This window comes from Burkholderia oklahomensis C6786, from assembly GCF_000959365.1.
Taxonomy (GTDB): Bacteria; Pseudomonadota; Gammaproteobacteria; order Burkholderiales; family Burkholderiaceae; genus Burkholderia; species Burkholderia oklahomensis.
In genome coordinates this window covers 2730467-2747586 of sequence record NZ_CP009556.1, presented here as the reverse complement: position 1 = coordinate 2747586, position 17120 = coordinate 2730467, and the positions used below count along the sequence as shown (strand labels likewise).

13 protein-coding genes are annotated in these 17120 nt (G+C 69.1%); 10 read left to right on the top strand and 3 right to left on the bottom strand.

Going from position 1 to position 17120, the window contains the following annotated elements; all coding sequences use genetic code 11:
• Positions 1-56: 56 nt before the first annotated feature.
• From BG90_RS29825 to BG90_RS29795, 7 genes are all read left to right on the top strand, one after another.
• Positions 57-332 carry a hypothetical protein gene (locus BG90_RS29825; RefSeq protein WP_025990155.1) on the top strand — a complete coding sequence of 92 codons (276 nt, stop codon included), beginning with the start codon at positions 57-59 and terminating at the stop codon, positions 330-332.
• Between the two features lie 576 nt (positions 333-908).
• Positions 909-1808 carry an alpha/beta fold hydrolase gene (locus BG90_RS29820; protein ID WP_010109296.1) on the top strand — a complete coding sequence of 300 codons (900 nt, stop codon included), beginning with the start codon at positions 909-911 and terminating at the stop codon, positions 1806-1808.
• Positions 1809-2070: 262 nt separating this feature from the next.
• Complete coding sequence (locus BG90_RS29815; protein WP_045568595.1) at positions 2071-3372, top strand: glycosyltransferase; 1302 nt, start codon at positions 2071-2073, stop codon at positions 3370-3372.
• The gene (locus BG90_RS29810) at positions 3369-4925 is read left to right on the top strand and encodes a DHA2 family efflux MFS transporter permease subunit (protein ID WP_010109293.1); all 1557 of its coding nucleotides are present in this window, start codon (positions 3369-3371) and stop codon (positions 4923-4925) included. The genes BG90_RS29815 and BG90_RS29810 overlap by 4 nt, the downstream gene beginning before the upstream one ends.
• A 149-nt stretch (positions 4926-5074) precedes the next feature.
• Positions 5075-6154, top strand: a complete 1080-nt coding sequence (locus BG90_RS29805) for a glycosyltransferase family 2 protein (RefSeq protein WP_045568509.1) — start codon at positions 5075-5077, stop codon at positions 6152-6154.
• Between the two features lie 81 nt (positions 6155-6235).
• A complete protein-coding gene (locus BG90_RS29800) occupies positions 6236-7789 on the top strand; it encodes an efflux transporter outer membrane subunit (RefSeq protein WP_010109291.1) in 1554 nt (517 codons plus the stop codon).
• 253 nt (positions 7790-8042) lie between these two features.
• Positions 8043-9305, top strand: coding sequence for an HlyD/EmrA/EmrK family protein (locus BG90_RS29795; RefSeq protein WP_045568594.1), 1263 nt, complete (start codon positions 8043-8045; stop codon positions 9303-9305).
• 267 nt (positions 9306-9572) lie between these two features.
• Here BG90_RS29795 and BG90_RS29790 read toward each other — a convergent pair whose 3' ends face one another.
• Positions 9573-11222: a glycoside hydrolase family 32 protein gene (locus tag BG90_RS29790; RefSeq protein WP_010118093.1), complete on the bottom strand. Its 1650-nt coding sequence runs from the start codon at positions 11220-11222 to the stop codon at positions 9573-9575.
• A 131-nt stretch (positions 11223-11353) separates the two neighbouring features.
• Positions 11354-12916: a glycoside hydrolase family 68 protein gene (locus tag BG90_RS29785; RefSeq protein WP_081464223.1), complete on the bottom strand. Its 1563-nt coding sequence runs from the start codon at positions 12914-12916 to the stop codon at positions 11354-11356.
• A 188-nt stretch (positions 12917-13104) separates the two neighbouring features.
• Here BG90_RS29785 and BG90_RS29780 point away from each other — a divergent pair, with 188 nt between their 5' ends.
• The 3 genes from BG90_RS29780 (at position 13105) to fdhA (ending at position 15759) form a co-directional block, all read left to right on the top strand.
• Positions 13105-14121 carry a substrate-binding domain-containing protein gene (locus BG90_RS29780; RefSeq protein WP_010118094.1) on the top strand — a complete coding sequence of 339 codons (1017 nt, stop codon included), beginning with the start codon at positions 13105-13107 and terminating at the stop codon, positions 14119-14121.
• A gap of 61 nt (positions 14122-14182) precedes the next feature.
• On the top strand, positions 14183-14563 hold the full coding sequence (locus tag BG90_RS36340) for a hypothetical protein (protein WP_045568508.1): 381 nt from the start codon (positions 14183-14185) through the stop codon (positions 14561-14563).
• Positions 14560-15759, top strand: a complete 1200-nt coding sequence (fdhA, locus tag BG90_RS29770) for a formaldehyde dehydrogenase, glutathione-independent (RefSeq protein WP_010108235.1) — start codon at positions 14560-14562, stop codon at positions 15757-15759. The genes BG90_RS36340 and fdhA overlap by 4 nt, the downstream gene beginning before the upstream one ends.
• A gap of 136 nt (positions 15760-15895) precedes the next feature.
• On the opposite strand, the gene BG90_RS29765 is transcribed toward fdhA, so the two are convergent.
• Complete coding sequence (locus tag BG90_RS29765) at positions 15896-16921, bottom strand: GlxA family transcriptional regulator (protein WP_010108236.1); 1026 nt, start codon at positions 16919-16921, stop codon at positions 15896-15898.
• Positions 16922-17120 lie beyond the last annotated feature (199 nt).

Sequence of the window (17120 nt, the reverse complement as noted above, 5' to 3'; positions counted from 1 at the left end):
TGGCGATTGTCCTGATTTTCGTGGTAGTGACGACGTCAATGACCCTGTCGACGGTCATGTCGTCGGTTCGGGCTCAGACCGTCGTGAAGAACGGTTATGAGGCCGTTGCCGACGTCGTGAATATCGGTCAAACCGGCGTGACGCTGAATAACGTGCCGATGATGCGGATCGATCTGCGCATTCACCACAATGGCGCATCGTGGGACGTGACGATCAAGCAGTTCGTCGATTTGGGGAATATTCCGCGTATCGGCGAGCGGGTGCGGGTGATGGTCGACCCGTCGGACAACAGCCGCGTGATGTACATGGGGCTCGCGAGCGGCGGGCATTGATTCCGGCCAGCGCGCTTCGATGCGTCGGGAGGCGGGATTATTCGTCGCGCGAATATGGAACGCGATGACGGGACGCGGTCGTCTTTCAGAAGCGGTGCCGTAAATACTCGATTAAGCTTATTTGAAAATTCCATATTGATATGATGGTGATAAGTAAGTGCATTTTTGAGACTCGCTCAAAAATCGAAAATCGATTCAAAAATGTTTACATTTAGGAATCGATATCTTATGCTGCATCGCAGAATCCTCATTTCATAAAGCACGTCACCGCGCGGCGGTAATGCGGGCGGCAAGGCGTCGGAAAGCGGTTATTTCCTCAAGAGGCGTCATGCGAGATAGAGGCGCTGGAGACCACGGGCCGAGGGAAGCGGGGTGACCGCGGCGGGCCCGGGGGAGCGTATTGCCGGTTGGAATCGGGACGAGGCGATGCGCGGCTCCGGCGAGTGGGTAGCCGTCACGGCGCGCGCGAGGCAGGGCGGGCAGATCGCGCGGGAGGGCGGGCGGCTACATGGAGGCGTCCTTCGAGGGAGGGGCGCGGGATCAGCTCATTTGCCGAGCAGATGCGGGAGATACGCCATGCCTATCGAGAAACAGGTCGTAGCGCTGCCGAACGGACTGAAGGTCCACGTCGAGCGTCACGTGTTCGATCCGGCCTTCGAGACGGTCATCCTCGTCAACGGCGCACTGGCGACGACCGCGTCGTTCGGCCAGACGATCCGTTACCTGGGCGAGCGCCTGAACGCGGTGTGCTTCGACTTGCCGTACGCGGGCCAGTCGCGGCAGCACAATCCGGGCGAGTACATTCTGACGAAGGACGACGAGGTCGAGATTCTGCTGTACCTGGCGGCGCGGTTCGCGCCGAGTTATCTGCTGTCGGTGTCGTGGGGCGGGGTGGCGTCGCTGTTCGCGCTGGCGCGGGGCTGCGCGAGCGTGCGCCGGGCGGTGATCGCGTCGTTCTCGCCGTTCCTGAACGACGCGATGACGGACTACGTGACGCGCGCGCGCGACCACATCGCGGCGGGCGAGAACCTGAAGGCGGCGCAACTGCTGAACGACACGGTGGGGCGCTACCTGCCGCGGATCATGAAGCTGTACAACTACCGCTACCTGACGAAGCTGCCGCGCAAGGAGCAGGACCAGGTGGCGTTCCACGTCGACCAGATCCTGTCGATGCAGCCGGAGCAGTATCTGCCGGAATTCCGCAACATCGGCTGCGACGTGAAGTTCGTCAACGGCGAGCTGGACGAGTACACGACGTCGTCGGACGTGCGCCGGCTCGGCGCGTACGTGCGCCGGGCGGAGTTTGCGACGATCCGCCAGGCGGGCCACTTCCTGGATCTCGAAGGGCGGCAGCAGCAGGAGCAGGTTCGCTCGACGGTCCTGAGCTTCTTCGGCGAGGAGCGGGCGAGCGCGGCGCGGGACGCGGCGCAGGGCGAGGCGCTCGCGCCGCTCGGGCAGATGCCGGCGCTGTCGTAGCGCGGGGCGGCGGTCCAAGGCAGACGGGAGGATGTCATGCGCGCGGCCGTTCGGCGCGCGGCGGTCCCGGCTCGTTCAAACAGGCAAATCGGCGTGACGCGTATCGGGCCTCGTGGCGATGGCCGGCCACGGCGAGGATCGTTCGTTCGACGGAAGCGCGCGGCGGCGTCCGCATTGGGCCAGGCCGATGGCGGCCTATCCGGTTCGAACACGGCCCGCTGCGCGCGTCCGTCGGATGCCGCGTGCATTGAGTGACGAAGCGATGTCGAAAGTAATCGTGACGGCGATCGGGTCGGCGGGGGACGTGCACCCGCTGCTCGGGGTGAGCCGGGCGCTGGCGGCGCGTGGCCACGAGGTGGTGTTCTGCACGCATCCGCCGTTCGAGGCGGCGGCGCGGGCGAGCGGATTCGCGTTCGTGCCGGTGGGCACGGCGGAGGAATACGCGCAGGCGATGGCGGACCCGGCGCTGTGGCATCCGCGGACGTCGTTCAAGACGCTGTGGCGGGTGATCGCGCCGGTGGTGCGGCCGCACTTCGACGTGCTGCGTTCGCTGAGCGACGCGGACACGGTGCTGGTGGGGACGCTGTGGGCGTTCTCGGCGCGGCTGATGCAGGAGCGCTACGGGACGCGCTACGTGTCGGTGCAGGTGTCGCCGTCGACGCTGCTGTCGGCGCACGCGCCGCCGACGCACAAGCGGCTGACGATCCCGAAGGGCTTGCCGCTGCCGGTGAAGGCGGGGCTGATGACGCTGATCGAGCGTCAGGTGCTGGACCGGGTGTGCGGGCCGGAGCTGAACGCGGCGCGGCAGTCGCTGGGGCTGGCGCCGGCGCGGCGGATCCTGGGGCGCTGGCTGCATTCGACGGACGGGGTGCTGTGCCTGTTTCCGTCGTGGTTCGCGGCGGCGCAGCCGGACTGGCCGGCGAATCATCTGCAAAGCGGGTTTCCGCTGTTCAACGAGACGGGGGCGCGGGACGCGGACCCGGAGCTGGACGCGTTCGTCGGGTCGGGCGAAGCGCCGGTGGTGTTCACGGCGGGCTCGACGCGGGTGGACGGCGCGGGGTACGAGGCGGCGGTGATGGCGGCGCTGCGGGCGACGGGGGGGCGTGGGATTCTGCTCGCGCCGGACGCGCCGGCGGCATCGGACGGGGCGACGGGGCCAACGAGGACGAAGACGGGCGAAGTAGCGCTGCTGAGGCGGCGCTACGTGCCGCTGGCGGCGCTGCTGCCGCGCTGCCGCGCGCTGGTGCACCACGGCGGGGTGGGGACGGCGTCGCAGGCGTACGCGGCGGGCGTGCCGCAGGTGGTGACGCCGTTCGCGCACGACCAGTTCGACAACGCGCAGCGGGTCGCGGCGAGCGGCTGCGGGGTGAGGCTGGACGCGCCGGTGCAGGGCGAGGCGCTCGGTCGGGCGCTGCTGCGGGTGCTGGGCGATGACGCCATCGCGGCGCGCTGCGCGCAGGTGCGGGCGCGGATGGCGGCGGAGCCGAACGGCTGCGACGAGGCGGCGCGCTTCATCGAGCGCTTCGCGCCGAGCGTCGCGGCACGGCAGGCGCAGCCGGCATGAGCGCGGTGCCGCTGTCGAACGCTGCGCCGGCGTCGGTGCCGCTGCGCGGCGCGAGGCTCGCGCTCCTGACGTTCGCGCTGTCGCTCGCGACCTTCATCGAGGTGCTGGACTCGACGGTGGCGAACGTGGCGGTGCCGGCGATCTCGGGGAGCCTGGGGGTGTCGAACAGCCAGGGCACGTGGGTGATCAGCTCGTACTCGGTGGCCGCGGCGATCGCGGTGCCGCTGACGGGCTGGCTCGCGCGGCGGGTGGGCGAGCGGAGGCTGTTCGTCGCGTCGGTGATCCTGTTCACGCTGACGTCGCTGTTGTGCGGGCTCGCGCGGGACCTGGAGATGCTGGTTGCGTGCCGGGCGCTGCAGGGGCTGTTCTCGGGGCCGATGGTGCCGCTGTCGCAGACGATCCTGATGCGGTCGTTCCCGCCGGCGAAGCGCACGCTCGCGCTCGCGCTGTGGGGGATGACGGTGCTGCTCGCGCCGATCTTCGGGCCGGTGGTGGGCGGCTGGCTGATCGACAACTTCTCGTGGCCGTGGATCTTCCTGATCAATTTGCCGATCGGGCTGTTCTCGTTCGCGGTGTGCGCGCTGCTGCTGAGCCCGGAGGCGCGGCGGGGCGAGGCGAGCCCGATCGACGTGCCGGGGATCGTGCTGCTGGTGATCGGGGTGGGGTCGCTGCAGGCGATGCTGGACCTGGGTCACGACCGGGGCTGGTTCGATTCGTCGCTGATCACGACGCTGGCGATCACGGCGGGGGTGTCGCTCACGTCGCTGCTGATCTGGGAGGCGGGGGAGGCGCATCCGGTGGTGGACCTGAGCCTGTTCCGGGAGCGGACCTTCACGTTCTGCGTGGTGATCATCTCGCTGGGGATGATGAGTTTCTCGGTGGTGGGGGTGGTGTTTCCGCTGTGGCTGCAGGCGGTGATGGGATACACGGCCTACCAGGCGGGGCTGGCGACGGCGTCGATGGGGGTGCTGGCGCTGGTGTTCTCGATCCTGGTGGGGGTGTACGCGAGCCGGGTGGACGCGCGGGTGCTGGTGACGTTCGGGTTTGGGGTGTTCGCGGGGGTGATGTGGTGGAGCACGCACTTCACGCTGACGATGACGTTCGCGCAGGTGGTGACGCCGCGGCTGATCCAGGGGGTGGGGCTGCCGTGCTTCTTCATTCCGCTGACGGCGGCGACGCTGTCGCGGGTGCCGGACGAGAAGCTGGCGGCGGCGTCGAGCCTGTCGAACTTCCTGAGGACGCTGTCGGCGGCGTTCGGGACGGCGCTGAGCGTGACGTGGTGGGACAACCGTGCGACGTACCACTACGCGGTGGTGTCGCAGTCGGTGACGCGGGCGTCGGAGAACACGCAGCGGTACGTGGACGCGCTGCACGCGATGGGGATGCACGGGGCGCGGGAGCTGAGCTCGCTGCACCAGGTGGTGCGGCAGCAGGCGTACATGATGGCGACGAACGACATGTTCTACATGGCGAGCGGGACGTGCCTGCTGCTGGCGGGGCTGATGTGGCTGACGCGGCCGAAGCGGGGGGCGGCGGCGACGCTGGGGCATTGAGGCGGTGTGGCCGCCCGCGTGCGTGCGGCCGCGATCGGCCGCTCTCCCCCTGATTTGCCGAAGACGAAGGGCGATGCATCGAAGTCCTGACGACTGGGGGCATCGATGCGGCGACGAAGCGACAACCTCGAACCACCGAAGGAAGCACGATGACGACCTTGGGCGCGCTGGTGATTCTGTATTACCCGACGGACGAGCAGCTATCGGGCCTGGCGGCGCTCGCGCGCGACAGCGACGCGCTCGCGGTGGTCGACAACACGCCGCAGGAGCACGCGCTCGCGCGCGAGCGGGTGCGCGCGCTGTCGTCGCGGGCGAACGTCGTGTGGCGGCACCACGGCAACCGCGGCGGGGTGGCGGGCGCGTACAACGCGGGGCTGTCGGCGCTGTTCGCGCAGGGCATCGACGCGGTCGCGCTGTTCGACCAGGATTCGACGGTGCCGGCGACGTTCGTGGCGCGGATGCGCGACACGTGCGCGCGACTGGGCGCGGGCGCGTTCATCGCGGGGCCGCGGATCTACGACGCGAACGATCGGCGGTTCCTGCCGGAGCTGATGACGAACGGCGTGACGGTGCATCGGGTGCGGGTGGAGGGCGAAACGGCGCCGCTGCGCTGCGCGTTCCTGATCTCGTCGGGCAGCGTGATCTCGCGGGCGGCCTATGCGGAGCTGGGGCGGTTCGACGAGGCGCTGTTCATCGACCACGTCGACACCGAGTATTGCCTGCGGGCGCTGGCGCGCAACGTGCCGCTGTACGTGGTGCCGTCGCTCGTGCTGACGCACCGGATCGGCGCGCGCCGGCGGCACCGGGTGGGGCCGTTCGAGCTGACCGCGATGCATCATTCGTGGCAGCGGCGGTATTACGGCGCGCGCAACGCGATGCATCTGGGGCTGCAGTACGGCTTGCGGTTTCCGGTCGCGCTGGTGCCGAATCTGCTGACGGTGTGGCAGGTGATCCAGGTGGTGCTGTGCGAGCGGGAGAAGGGCGCGAAGCTGCGCGGGATCGCGCTGGGCGTGCTCGACGGATTGTTCGGCCGCTTGGGCTCGATCGAGGCGGCGCGCTCGGGCGGGGCGGCTGGGTCGCCCGTGCGGCAACGCGGGGCGGGTCAACCGGAATCGTCAAGCAGCCCGAACGAACCTCGCCGCGACGTGATGCCTGACGCCTTGCGTCACGAGGGTGAGATCACGGCGAGACAACCTTGGAATCCGGCTGTCGATGAAACCGGACGGTAGGCGGATGATCTGTCGAACTTGACGCACGCAACGCTACATCATGACAAACGACCCGGCGCGCATGAAGGACACCCGACGCGGATGAATCAGGAAGCAACGAGAACGGCAGTCGGACGTGGGGCGCGCTGGCTCGCGCTCGCGACACTCGCATGGACGCTCGCCGGCTGCGTGCCGTCGGGCTTCAAGCCGACGCTCGCGCCGCGCGAGCTTGACGGCGACGCGCTCGCGCAGACGACGGGCGGCGCCACGCACGGCGCCTGGCCGAGCCCGGACTGGGTCAGGCAGTTCGGCGATCCGCAGCTCGACACGCTGGTCGGCGAAGCGCTGCAGCGCAACCCGACGCTGCAGGCCGCGCAGGCGCGGATCGGCGTCGCGCAGTCGCAGCTGCAGCAGTTCGAATCGCTGACGGGCCTGACGGCGACGGCGGGCGCGTCGCTGAGCAAGGCGCACCTGCCGCGCTCGGGCGGCACCGTGAACACGGTGGTGAACGGCTTCCCGGTGTCGGTGCCGCTCGTCGGCGAATCGGTGATGTCGTCGTCGTCGCTGTTCGTCGGGCTGAACTACCAGATGGACCTGTGGGGCAAGAACGCGGCGGCGACGCGCGGCTTGATGTCGATGCGCGACGCGGCGCGGGTCGAGGCGGAGCAGGCGCGGCTCACGCTGTCGGTGGCGATGGTGACGCTGTACGGCGAGCTGGACCGCGCCTACGCGCTGCGCGACCTGCTGCAGCAGAAGCGCCGGTCGAGCGAGCAGGTCGAGACGGTGCTGCGCGAGCGCGCGGCGCGCGGGATCGACAACGGCTACGACGCCGACGACGCGGCGCTCAAGCGCAGCAAGCTGCTCGAGCAGATCGCGCTGACCGGCGAGCAGATCCAGCTGCTGAAGCTGCAACTGGGGGGGCTGACGGGTCGCGGGCCGGAGCGGGGGCTGTCGCTCGCGCGGCCGAAGCTCGCGCCGCTCGCCGACGCGCCGCTGCCGGCGCGGCTGCCGGCGGAGCTGCTGGGGCGGCGGCCGGACATCGTCGCGGCGCGGCTGCGGGTGGAATCGGCGTACGCGGCGATCGACGGCACGCGCGCGTCGTTCTACCCGGACGTGAACCTGGCGGCGCTGGGCGGGCTGTTCGCGCTGACGCCGGCGTCGCTGTTCTCGCGGGACGCGCTGGGCGGCTCGATCGGGCCGGCGCTGTCGCTGCCGGTCTTCGATCGCGGCCGGCTGAAGGCGAAGCTGGGGGGCGACGTGGCGAACGCGGACGTGGCGCTGGCGCTGTACAACCAGACGGTGGATGCGGCGCTGGGCGAGGTGGCGCGGCAGTTGACGTCGCTGTCGACGGTCGATGCGCTGCTGAAGGAGCAGCAGCAGGCGGTGCGCTCGGCGCAGCGGATGGTGGCGCTGGCGGAGGACCGGCACCGGCGGGGGATGGGGATGCAGAAGGACGTGAACCTGGCGAGGCTGACGCTGCTGGACGAGCGGTCGCACGCGATCGAGCTGCAGGCGCGTCGGCGGACGCTGCGGGTGGGGCTGATCGGTGCGCTGGGCGGGGGCTTCGACGGACGGCAGGCGAGCGGCGCGCCGCTCGCGCAGGCGGGCAAGCCGTTCGCGGCGGCGCCGCGGCCGGCCGAGACGCCGCATGATTGATCGAGCCGGCGAATGGCCGCGCGCATGCGACCAAGCTGACGACCCGGTCGACGAGCGAGCCGGCCGAGGCAAGCGCGCCGCGCACACGACCCCGTCAAACCCGAACCCATCGAACGCCACTTCCATCGTGCACCCGAGAGAATCGACCGACACCGTTACCGAGCATGCGAGCGCATCGGGCAAGACCGCCGTCGCGCTCGAGCCCACCTGGCCGCCGCATCATGGCGCCACCGACACCACGCACGCGAAGACCTTGAACGATACCGCCACCGACCCCCTGCGCGCGAAGACGCAAAACGACACGGCGAGCGCCGACGGCTCGCCCGCGAAGCATCCGGCCGCGGACGGACCGTCCGCCCGCCCCGAAGACGCCGCGTCCCTCGCCGCCCGCCGCGCGACGCGCCGCCGCCGCTTCACGGTGCTGTTCGGACTGCTGGCGATCGTGGCGCTGGCGGCGGGGCTTTACTGGTTCCTCGTCGGCCGCTACAGCGAGGAGACCGACGACGCGTACGTCGCCGGCAACATCGTGCAGATCGCCGCGCAGATCCAGGGGACGGTGACGGACATCCGGGTGACGGACACGCAGCAGGTGAAGGCGGGCCAGGTGCTGGCGAAGCTGGACGACGCGGACGCGTCGGCGACGTTCGAGCAGGCGCAGGCGCAGCTCGCGCAGGCGGTGCGGCAGGTCGCGAACACGCGGATCTCGATGGGGATGTACGAGGAGACGGTGAAGGCGCGGGAGGCGGACCTGAAGCTCGCGCAGCAGGCGTATCGGGCGCGGGCGGGGGCGTCGGTGGAGGTGGTGGCGCCGGAGGAGCTGGCGCGGGCGAAGTCGAACCTGGCGAACGCGCAGGCGGCGCTGGCGAGCGCGCGGGCGCAGCGGGACGCGGCGCGCGCGCTGGGCAGCGAGCGGCCGGTGGAGCAGAACCCGTCGGTGCAGCAGGCGGCCGCGCAGTACAAGCTCGCGTACCGGAACCTGAAGCGGACGACGATCGTGTCGCCGGTGGACGGCACGGTGGGGCAGCGGTCGGTGCAGATCGGCCAGCAGGTGGGGCCGGGCGTGCCGCTGATGTCGGTGGTGCAGTTGCGGCAGGTGTGGGTGGAGGCGAACTTCAAGGAAGGGCAGATCCGCCACATGCGGGTCGGGCAGCCGGTGCGGCTGGAATCGGACCTGTACGGCTCGCGGGTGACGTATCACGGTCGGGTGGAGGGCTTCTCGGCGGGGACGGGGAGCGCGTTCTCGATGCTGCCGTCGCAGAACGCGGCGGGGAACTGGATCAAGGTGGTGCAGCGGGTGCCGGTGGTGATCTCGCTGGAGGCGTCGGAATTGACGGCGCATCCGCTGCGGGTGGGGCTGTCGATGCGGGCGACCGTGGAGACGAAGGCGCGCGGGGGGCATTTGCTGGACGGCGAAGCGCCGCTGCCGGGGCTGCGCACGCGGGTGCACGACGGCGATGCGGAGGAGGCCGATGCGGCCGCCGACGCGGTGATTCGGGCGAACGACGGCGGGAAGTGAGCGGGCGTCGGCGGGAGGTTGATCGATCAGGCGCGCGACGGCTTCGCGCCGGTCGTATCGCCGGGATGCCCACGGTTCCGCCGGATCGGCGTGCTGCCAGGATCGGCGCGCGACGTGGCGTGATCGGATGGGGGATGTCATGTCACACGCTTCCGATGCGAAAGACGAGCGAAGCGCGCCTGTGTCGCTCGTCTTCCGCACGGTGGCATCTCCGTCTCCGCCGACAGAACGCGGCGAGTACATCGACCGCGAAATCGTCAGTCACCCTTAATATTTCGCGCACGTCCCTGGCGCGAGCGCCTTCGCGTCGAGATTCGTCACCACGACGTCGCTGAACGTCGCGTCGCCGCCTTCGGCGAACACGGCGATCCGATCGTCCGCCGGCGACGGAAACACGAGATCGGTGACGACGGTCCGGCCGTCGCCGTCGAACACTTCGATCGAACCGCGATCGACGATCACGTCGAGCCGCAGTTTCCCGTTCACGAGCGGTAGCGCGACGATGTGCTGCTTGCTGAATGCGTTCGAAAAATTGATCTCGCCGGAAGCCGAGCGATCGACGCTCAGCGTGCGCGCTACGGTGTCGTAGACGATTCGCGTGCCGGTGCGGCCGTCTGCCGAACGCCGCACGACCACCCCGGCGCGACGCGCCGATCGAGGCTCGATCGTCAGCGCGATACGCTGCACGGTGCCGCGCGTATCCGCGCCGAGCTCACGCGTCGACGATGCGACCGCGAGCGACCCGACGCGCACGGCAGGCCGATTGCGCGCGAACGCATCGAACGACCGGGCGGGCGCGAACGTCAGCCGCGGCCGGCCGTCGATCGTCTTCAGCGCGAGCTCGCGCGGCAGCGTCATCGCGCCTTTCCACGGCGTCGTCGGGATACGGTCTGCGTAATCCCAATTGCTCATCCACGCGATCGCGACCGGACGATCGCCCGGTGCGTTCGCGAACGTGCCGGCCGCATAGTAATCGGCGCCGTGATCCAGCCATTGATACTGCGCGGGATCGGCGTTCGCCGGCGCGACGCGATCGGGCGTGAACGTCTTGCCGTCGAAGCTGCCGACGAAGTACATCGCGCCCGAGCCGCCCGCGATCGACCACGGATTGACGTTGACGATCATCACCCACTTCGTGCGTCGTGCGGCGCCGTCGAGCGGCATCGGCAGCAGCTCGGGCATTTCCCACAGCGCGCCGCGATGCGGGACGTCGGGCAGCGTGAAGTCACTGAGAAAGTCCCAGTGGATCAAGTCGCTCGACCGATACAGCTTGACGACGTGCGCATCGGCGACGACGGTCGACATCAGCCAGTAGCCGCCCGGCGCGTACCACGATACTTTCGGGTCGCGGAAATGCTGTGATTCGGGCTCGAGCGTCAACACCGGATTGTGCGCGTACGGCCGCCACGTCCTGCCGTGATCGATGCTGTACGCGAGCGATTGCGCCTGCGTGCCGGGCGCGTGGCCGGAGCCCGCCTTGTAGACGCTCGTATACAGCGCGACGAGCGGCGGCGCACTCGCGGTGCCGAGGCCCGACGTATTGCGCGCGTCGGCGACGATCGATCCGGAGAAGATCTCCTCGCGCGCGTTCGCCGGCATCGCGACCGGCTGCTCGTCCCAGTGCACGAGGTCGCGGCTCGTCGCGTGCCCCCAGGACATGTCGCCCCAGAAGTTGCCGTGCGGATTGTATTGATAGAACAGGTGATAGACGCCGCCGTCGTAGACGAGGCCGTTCGGGTCGTTCATCCAGTTGCGCTGCGGCGCGTAGTGCAGCGCGGGGCGCCATTGCGGCGTGCCGTCGGCGAGCGTCGGGGACGGCGACGGGCAAGGCGCGCTCGACGCATGCGCGGCCGCGCACAGCACGGCGGCCGTCGCGCCTGCGAGGACGAGCGGAACGCGTATTCGGGAAATGAACATCGGGGGAATCCTTCTTGACTGCCTGACTGGCGCCGGCGACGCAGCGCGCGAGAACGGCCGGGCGCGGCGAACATGCGGCCCGCCCGCTCTCGCGCCGGAAAGCAGGCGGACCGCTTCCCGCTGCCGCTGCGTCAGTCGTTATGGCCTGCGCCTTCGGCCGGCTTGTTCGCGGAAATGTCGCCGTAGCCGCCGAGGCCGCCCGCGCCGTACGCACGGTCGACCGACGTCGATTTGCCGTTGACGTTGACCTTGACGGTCGGTGCGAGCGTGCCGCCGCGACGCGCGCCGATCGCATCGATGAACGACTCGACGAGACCGCCCGGCATCACGTAGTGCGAGTACGACTGGAACGCGCGCGGATTCTGATTCGGGTCCTGCGCGTACGGCGCGCCGGCGGGCGAGGAGAAGTCGGTCGGGTTGCCGAGCACGAGGCCGCTGCCGCCGTTGAGCGGCTGGAAATCGCTGCGGATGCCGTTGCCGACGAAGCCGTACACGCCGTCCGGGCCGTCGACGCCCGCCGCCATCGTCGTCCGGTGGCTGATCGTGAACAGATAGTACTTGCCGTCCTTCAGATAGATCTGCGGACGCTCGGTCTGATCGTCGACGCAGTTCGCCGACAGCAGCGGCGGCAGGAACTTCCATTCGGTCAGTTGCGGGTTCGTCGCGATCGCGAGGCCGACATTGGCCTTCTGATACACTGCGCCCATGTTCATCACCGCGTTCAGATCCTCGCGATACGGATCGTTCGGCGCGTAGCCGAGATCGGCTTCGGTGCAGGTGCGCGCGCCGCGCGGGCCGCCCGTGTTGCCTTCGAACACCATGTACGTCTTGCCCGGATGCGCGGGGTCGGTGAACACGAACGGATCGCGGAACGAGTAGTAGTCGTTCTGCTGACCGGTCTGGTACATCTTGCCGTCGGGCTGCAGCAGCGCCTTGTGATCGTCGAACCCCGAGAACCACACATGCTTGTCGTCCGCGTGGATATGGCCGTCCGCGCGCGTGATGATCGCGATCGGCGGTGTGATGTCGGCGCCGCCCGGCGCGGAGCGGTTGAACGACAGCGCGGTGTAGTAGAGGCTCACGTTGTCGCCGTGCGAGAGTCGCGCGGAGCCCGACCACTCGGCGTTGTTCGTCATCGGCGCGGTGCCGAACACCTTCACGCTCGCGCCTTCGGGGAACAGGTGGCCGCCCCAGGTCCAGCCGCCGTTCGCCGGGCGCTGCGACGCCGGAATGCCCGCGCGGCGATAGAAGAAGCCGATGCGCGCATGCACGTGGCGGTCGTCGAACGTGTAGCCCGCGTGCGGGTCGGCCGTCAGCGAGAAGATCACTTCCCAGCCCTTGTAGCTCAACTGGTTCGCGCGCACGTCGGCGAGCGGCCACGTGTCCCACACCCACACGTTCGAATTGATCAGCGGGAAGTTCTGCGGGATGTCAGGCATCGTCAGCGCGAGCGGCAGCGAATTCTTGTCGGCGCCCGCGGTATGCGACTGCTTGACGATCTGGCGCATGTCGGCGCGCGTCCAGCGCATCGTGAAGCTGCTTTCGGGGTCGTAAGCCTGCTGCGTGTGCGGTGTCGGCGCGGGGCCGGCGCCGTAGCTCTGCGCGTGTGCGGATGCGCACGCTGTCGCGGCGAGCGCCGCGGACAGCGCCAAACGTTTGCGTCGACGGAACGAGGGCTGTGAGGAATGTGTCATATGGATGTTATGAATCAGTAAGTTTGTGATAGAAACTTGCTGTGGCTGGATATCAAAACCGGTTTGGATGCTAGTCCAAACCGGTTTGGTCGTCAAAAGTAATTTATTTGACGCAATGCCCCACGATTGAGAAACAATGGCCGGCGCGGTTGCCGGCCGAACGCAGGGAGACCGTTCGAGGTGAGATCGTGAAAGTGAATCTGAAGGCGCTGTCGGAGGCGCTCGGCTTGTCGCGCACGACGGTGAGCCGCGCGCTGAACGGCTACGACGACGTCAGCGAGGCGACCCGCGAGCGCGTGACGAAAGCGGCGCGCGAACTCGGCTATGCGGCCGATCCGACCGCGCGCCGTCTCGCGACCGGGCGCGCGGACGCGGTCGGCATCGTCTATCCGTTCGGCGCGGGCGACCTCGGCGACCCGCGCTTCGCCGAGGTCGTCGCGGGCATCACGGAGCGCCTCGGCGACAGCGGCCGCGATTTCTTCATCGTGTCCGCGAGACCGAACGCGGAGCTCGACACGTATCGGCGGCTCGTCGACGGCAGGCTCGTCGATGGGCTGATCGTCGCGCGCACGCTCGTCGACGACTCGCGGATCGGTTTTCTTCAGGAACGCGAATTTCCGTTCGTCGCATACGGCCGGACCGTCAGCGCGAAGCCGTATGCATGGTTCGATTTCGACAACGAGGCGGGCGCGCACGCGGCCGCGCAGCGGCTGATCGCGTTCGGGCATCGGCGCATCGCGCTCGTCTGTGCGCCGCAGACACTGAACTTTGCCGCGCAGCGCCGCGCGGGTTTCGAGCGCGCGCTGCGCGACGCGGGTTTCGAGCCCGACGCCGCGTTGATTCGCGAATGCGCGTTCACGCGCGACGGCGGCTACGACGCGGCGCGGGCGCTGCTCGCGCTCCCGCATCCGCCGACCGCGCTCGTCGTCGACAACAACATCGCCGGCGCGGGCGTGTTCAGGGCGATCGTCGAGAGCGGCAAGCGCTTCGTCGACGACGTGTCGCTGATCGTCTACGACGGCGTATCGCGCGACATCTCGTTTCCGCACAAGGCGACCGCGGTGCTGCAGCCGACCGGGCACGCGTCCGGCCGGGCGATCGCCGAGCTGATGCTCGGCGTCATCGCGGATCCGGCCGACGTCGCGCATCGGCTCGCGTCGCCTGTCGTCGAGCCGGGCGATACCGACGGGCCGGTGCGCGGTTGATGCGCGCCTGACGCGCGACGGGGGCGAGGCGCGGCGACGCGACGCGTGGCGACGCGCCGGGTTGCGCGACGCCGTGTGCGCGCCACGCCATGCTGCGCCGATCGCCATCGCCATCGCCGCCGTCTCCGCCGTCTCCGCCGTCTCCACCGTCTCCACCGTCTCCACCGTCGCCGCCGTCGCCGCCGTCTCCGCCGTCTCCGCCGTCTCCACCGTCTCCACCGTCTCCACCGTCTCCACCGTCTCCACCGTCTCCACCGTCTCCACCGTCGCCGTCTCGTCCGATGTCGGCCGCAGTCAAGCCGATGTCGGTTTTTGGACGCTCGGCCCCCCGGCTCGCGGACTACCCTCGAAAAGCTCGCTGCAAGCCCGTCCGATGCGCCCGAACGCGCGGGCCGGGCGACGCGCGGCGCACCGCCAACGAGACATGGAGACAATGCGATGAGCAGCAACCGAGGTGTCGTGTATCAGGGACCGGGCAAGGTCGAGGTGCAGAAGATCGACTATCCGAAGATGGTCGATCCGAGCGGCCGCGCGATCGGCCACGGCGTGATCTTGAAGGTGGTCAGCACGAATATCTGCGGCTCCGATCAGCACATGGTGCGCGGCCGCACGACGGCGCCCGTCGGGCTCGTGCTCGGTCACGAGATCACGGGCGAGGTGATCGAGGTCGGCCGCGACGTCGAGACGCTGAAGATCGGCGATCTCGTGTCGGTGCCGTTCAACGTCGCGTGCGGCCGCTGCGCGATGTGCAAGGAGCAGCACACGGGCGTGTGCCTGAACGTGAATCCGTCGCGCGCGGGCGGCGCGTACGGCTACGTCGACATGGGCGGCTGGATCGGCGGCCAGGCCGAATACGTGCTCGTTCCATACGCCGACTTCAACCTGCTGAAGTTCCCCGACCGCGATCAGGCGATGGCGAAGATCCGCGATCTCACGTGCCTGTCCGACATCCTGCCGACGGGCTATCACGGCGCGGTGTCGGCCGGCGTGAAGCCCGGCTCGACCGTCTACGTCGCGGGCGCGGGCCCGGTCGGGATGGCGGCCGCCGCGTCGGCGCGCCTGCTCGGCGCGGCCTGCACGATCGTCGGCGACATGAACGCCGAGCGTCTCGCGCATGCGAAGGCGATGGGTTTCGAAGTCGTCGACCTGTCGAAGGACGCGTCGCTCGGCGAGCAGATCGAGCAGATCCTCGGCAAGCCGGAGATCGACTGCGCGGTCGACTGCGTCGGCTTCGAGGCGCACGGCCACGGCGCGTCGGGCCACGCGGAAGAGGCGCCCGCGACGGTGCTCAACTCGCTGATGGAAATCACGCGGCCGGCCGGCGCGATCGGCATCCCGGGCCTGTACGTGACCGACGATCCGGGCGCGAAGGACGTCGCCGCGCAGCACGGCAGCCTCAGCATCCGCTTCGGCCTCGGCTGGGCGAAGTCGCATTCGTTCTTCACGGGCCAGACGCCGGTACTGAAATACAACCGCAACCTGATGCAGGCGATCCTGTTCGACCGGCTGCCGATCGCGAAGATCGTCAACGTGTCGGTGATCTCGCTCGACCAGGCGCCGGAAGGCTACAAGAAGTTCGACGGCGGCGCGCCGCGCAAATTCGTCATCGATCCGCACGGGATGCTGAACGCCGCGTGACGCACGCGCAGGCGCGGCACGATCGATGCCGCGCCCGGCTGAAGCACGGCCCGCCGGTCTGGAAAACCGGCGGGCCGTTCGTTTCGGGTTCCGAAGTTCGGCGAAGCGATGCCGGCGACGCGCGCCGCGACTATGCTCAGGCGTGCAGCAACATCGACGGCACGGGCGCGCCGCTCGCCATCGCGGATTGCGCCAGCGGCGCAACCTGCTTGCGGCGCTCGCGCGTCGGCGCGGTGCCGAACGCGTCGCGATAGCTCTTGCTGAAGTGGCACGCGGACTGGAAGCCGCACGCCATCGTGATGTGCATGATCGACATGTCGGTCTGCAGCAGCAGCTCGCGCGCGCGGCGCAGGCGCAGCGTCAGGTAGTAATGCGTCGGCGTCATCCCGAGATGCTCGCGAAAGAGGCGCTGCAACTGCCGCTGCGACATGTTCGCGAGCCGCGCGAGCTCTTCGCGCGACAGCGGCTCCTCGATGTTGTTCTCCATCAGCGAAATCACTTCGAACAGCGACTTGTTCGCGGAGCCGAGCCGCGCGACGAGCGGCATGCGCTGCTGCGCGCTCGTGTCGCGCACGTGCTCGACGATGAACTGCTCGGCGATCTGCGTGACGCGCGCGGTGCCGATCCGCGCGGCGATCAGGTTCAGCACCATGTCGAGCGGCGCGACGCCGCCCGTGCACGTCACGCGGTCGCGGTCGATCACGAACAGTTCCTTCAGGAACCGGGTGTCCGGAAATTCTTCCTTCAGCGCTGAAAGATTTTCCCAATGGATCGCGCACGCATAGCCGGCGAGGAGGCCCGCCTTCGCGAGCGCGTAGGTGCCCGTGCACAGGCTGCCGAGCGCGACGCCCGCGCGCGCGAAGCGGCGCAGCGTCGCGAGATGCTCGGGCTGCGTCGCGCGCTGCACGTCGATGCCGCCGCAGACGAACACGATGTCCGGCTGACCGACGCAGTCGGCCGGACCGGTATCGACCGAAAGCCCGTTGCTCGCCGTGACCAGACCGCCCTCCGGGCTGATGATCGACCAGCGGTACAGCGGCTGCCCGCTCAGGTAGTTGGCCATCCTGAGCACTTCGATCGCATTGGTGAACGCGATCATCGTGAAATTGGGCAGCGGCATGAACGCGAAGTGAGACAGCGACACGGTGCGGTCGGGCGACATGGGGAGGCGTTCCTTGAATCTGGTCTTGATGCAGCCGGGGCGCTTGGCTTGCGTATTGTGAAATCGAGCGCAACAAGCGTGCCATACGGCTAAACCCTAGATCGGCGCGATTGCCTGTCTGCCGCGTTTCGCTGCACCGCACCGTAACCGGGAGCGGCTGCGCAGCGCGAGTGCAGCGGCGGCACCTCGCCAGTGCCGG

Bases quoted from the DNA above. Each gene is read 5' to 3' on its own strand.
- BG90_RS29825 (WP_025990155.1), top strand. From the start codon at position 57: ATGTCGTCGGTTCGGGCTCAGACCGTCGTGAAGAACGGTTATGAGGCC.
- BG90_RS29820 (WP_010109296.1), top strand. From the start codon at position 909: ATGCCTATCGAGAAACAGGTCGTAGCGCTGCCGAACGGACTGAAGGTC.
- BG90_RS29815 (WP_045568595.1), top strand. From the start codon at position 2,071: ATGTCGAAAGTAATCGTGACGGCGATCGGGTCGGCGGGGGACGTGCAC.
- BG90_RS29810 (WP_010109293.1), top strand. From the start codon at position 3,369: ATGAGCGCGGTGCCGCTGTCGAACGCTGCGCCGGCGTCGGTGCCGCTG.
- BG90_RS29805 (WP_045568509.1), top strand. From the start codon at position 5,075: ATGACGACCTTGGGCGCGCTGGTGATTCTGTATTACCCGACGGACGAG.
- BG90_RS29800 (WP_010109291.1), top strand. From the start codon at position 6,236: ATGAATCAGGAAGCAACGAGAACGGCAGTCGGACGTGGGGCGCGCTGG.
- BG90_RS29790 (WP_010118093.1), bottom strand. From the start codon at position 11,222: ATGTTCATTTCCCGAATACGCGTTCCGCTCGTCCTCGCAGGCGCGACG.
- BG90_RS29785 (WP_081464223.1), bottom strand. From the start codon at position 12,916: ATGACACATTCCTCACAGCCCTCGTTCCGTCGACGCAAACGTTTGGCG.
- fdhA (WP_010108235.1), top strand. From the start codon at position 14,560: ATGAGCAGCAACCGAGGTGTCGTGTATCAGGGACCGGGCAAGGTCGAG.
- BG90_RS29765 (WP_010108236.1), bottom strand. From the start codon at position 16,921: ATGTCGCCCGACCGCACCGTGTCGCTGTCTCACTTCGCGTTCATGCCG.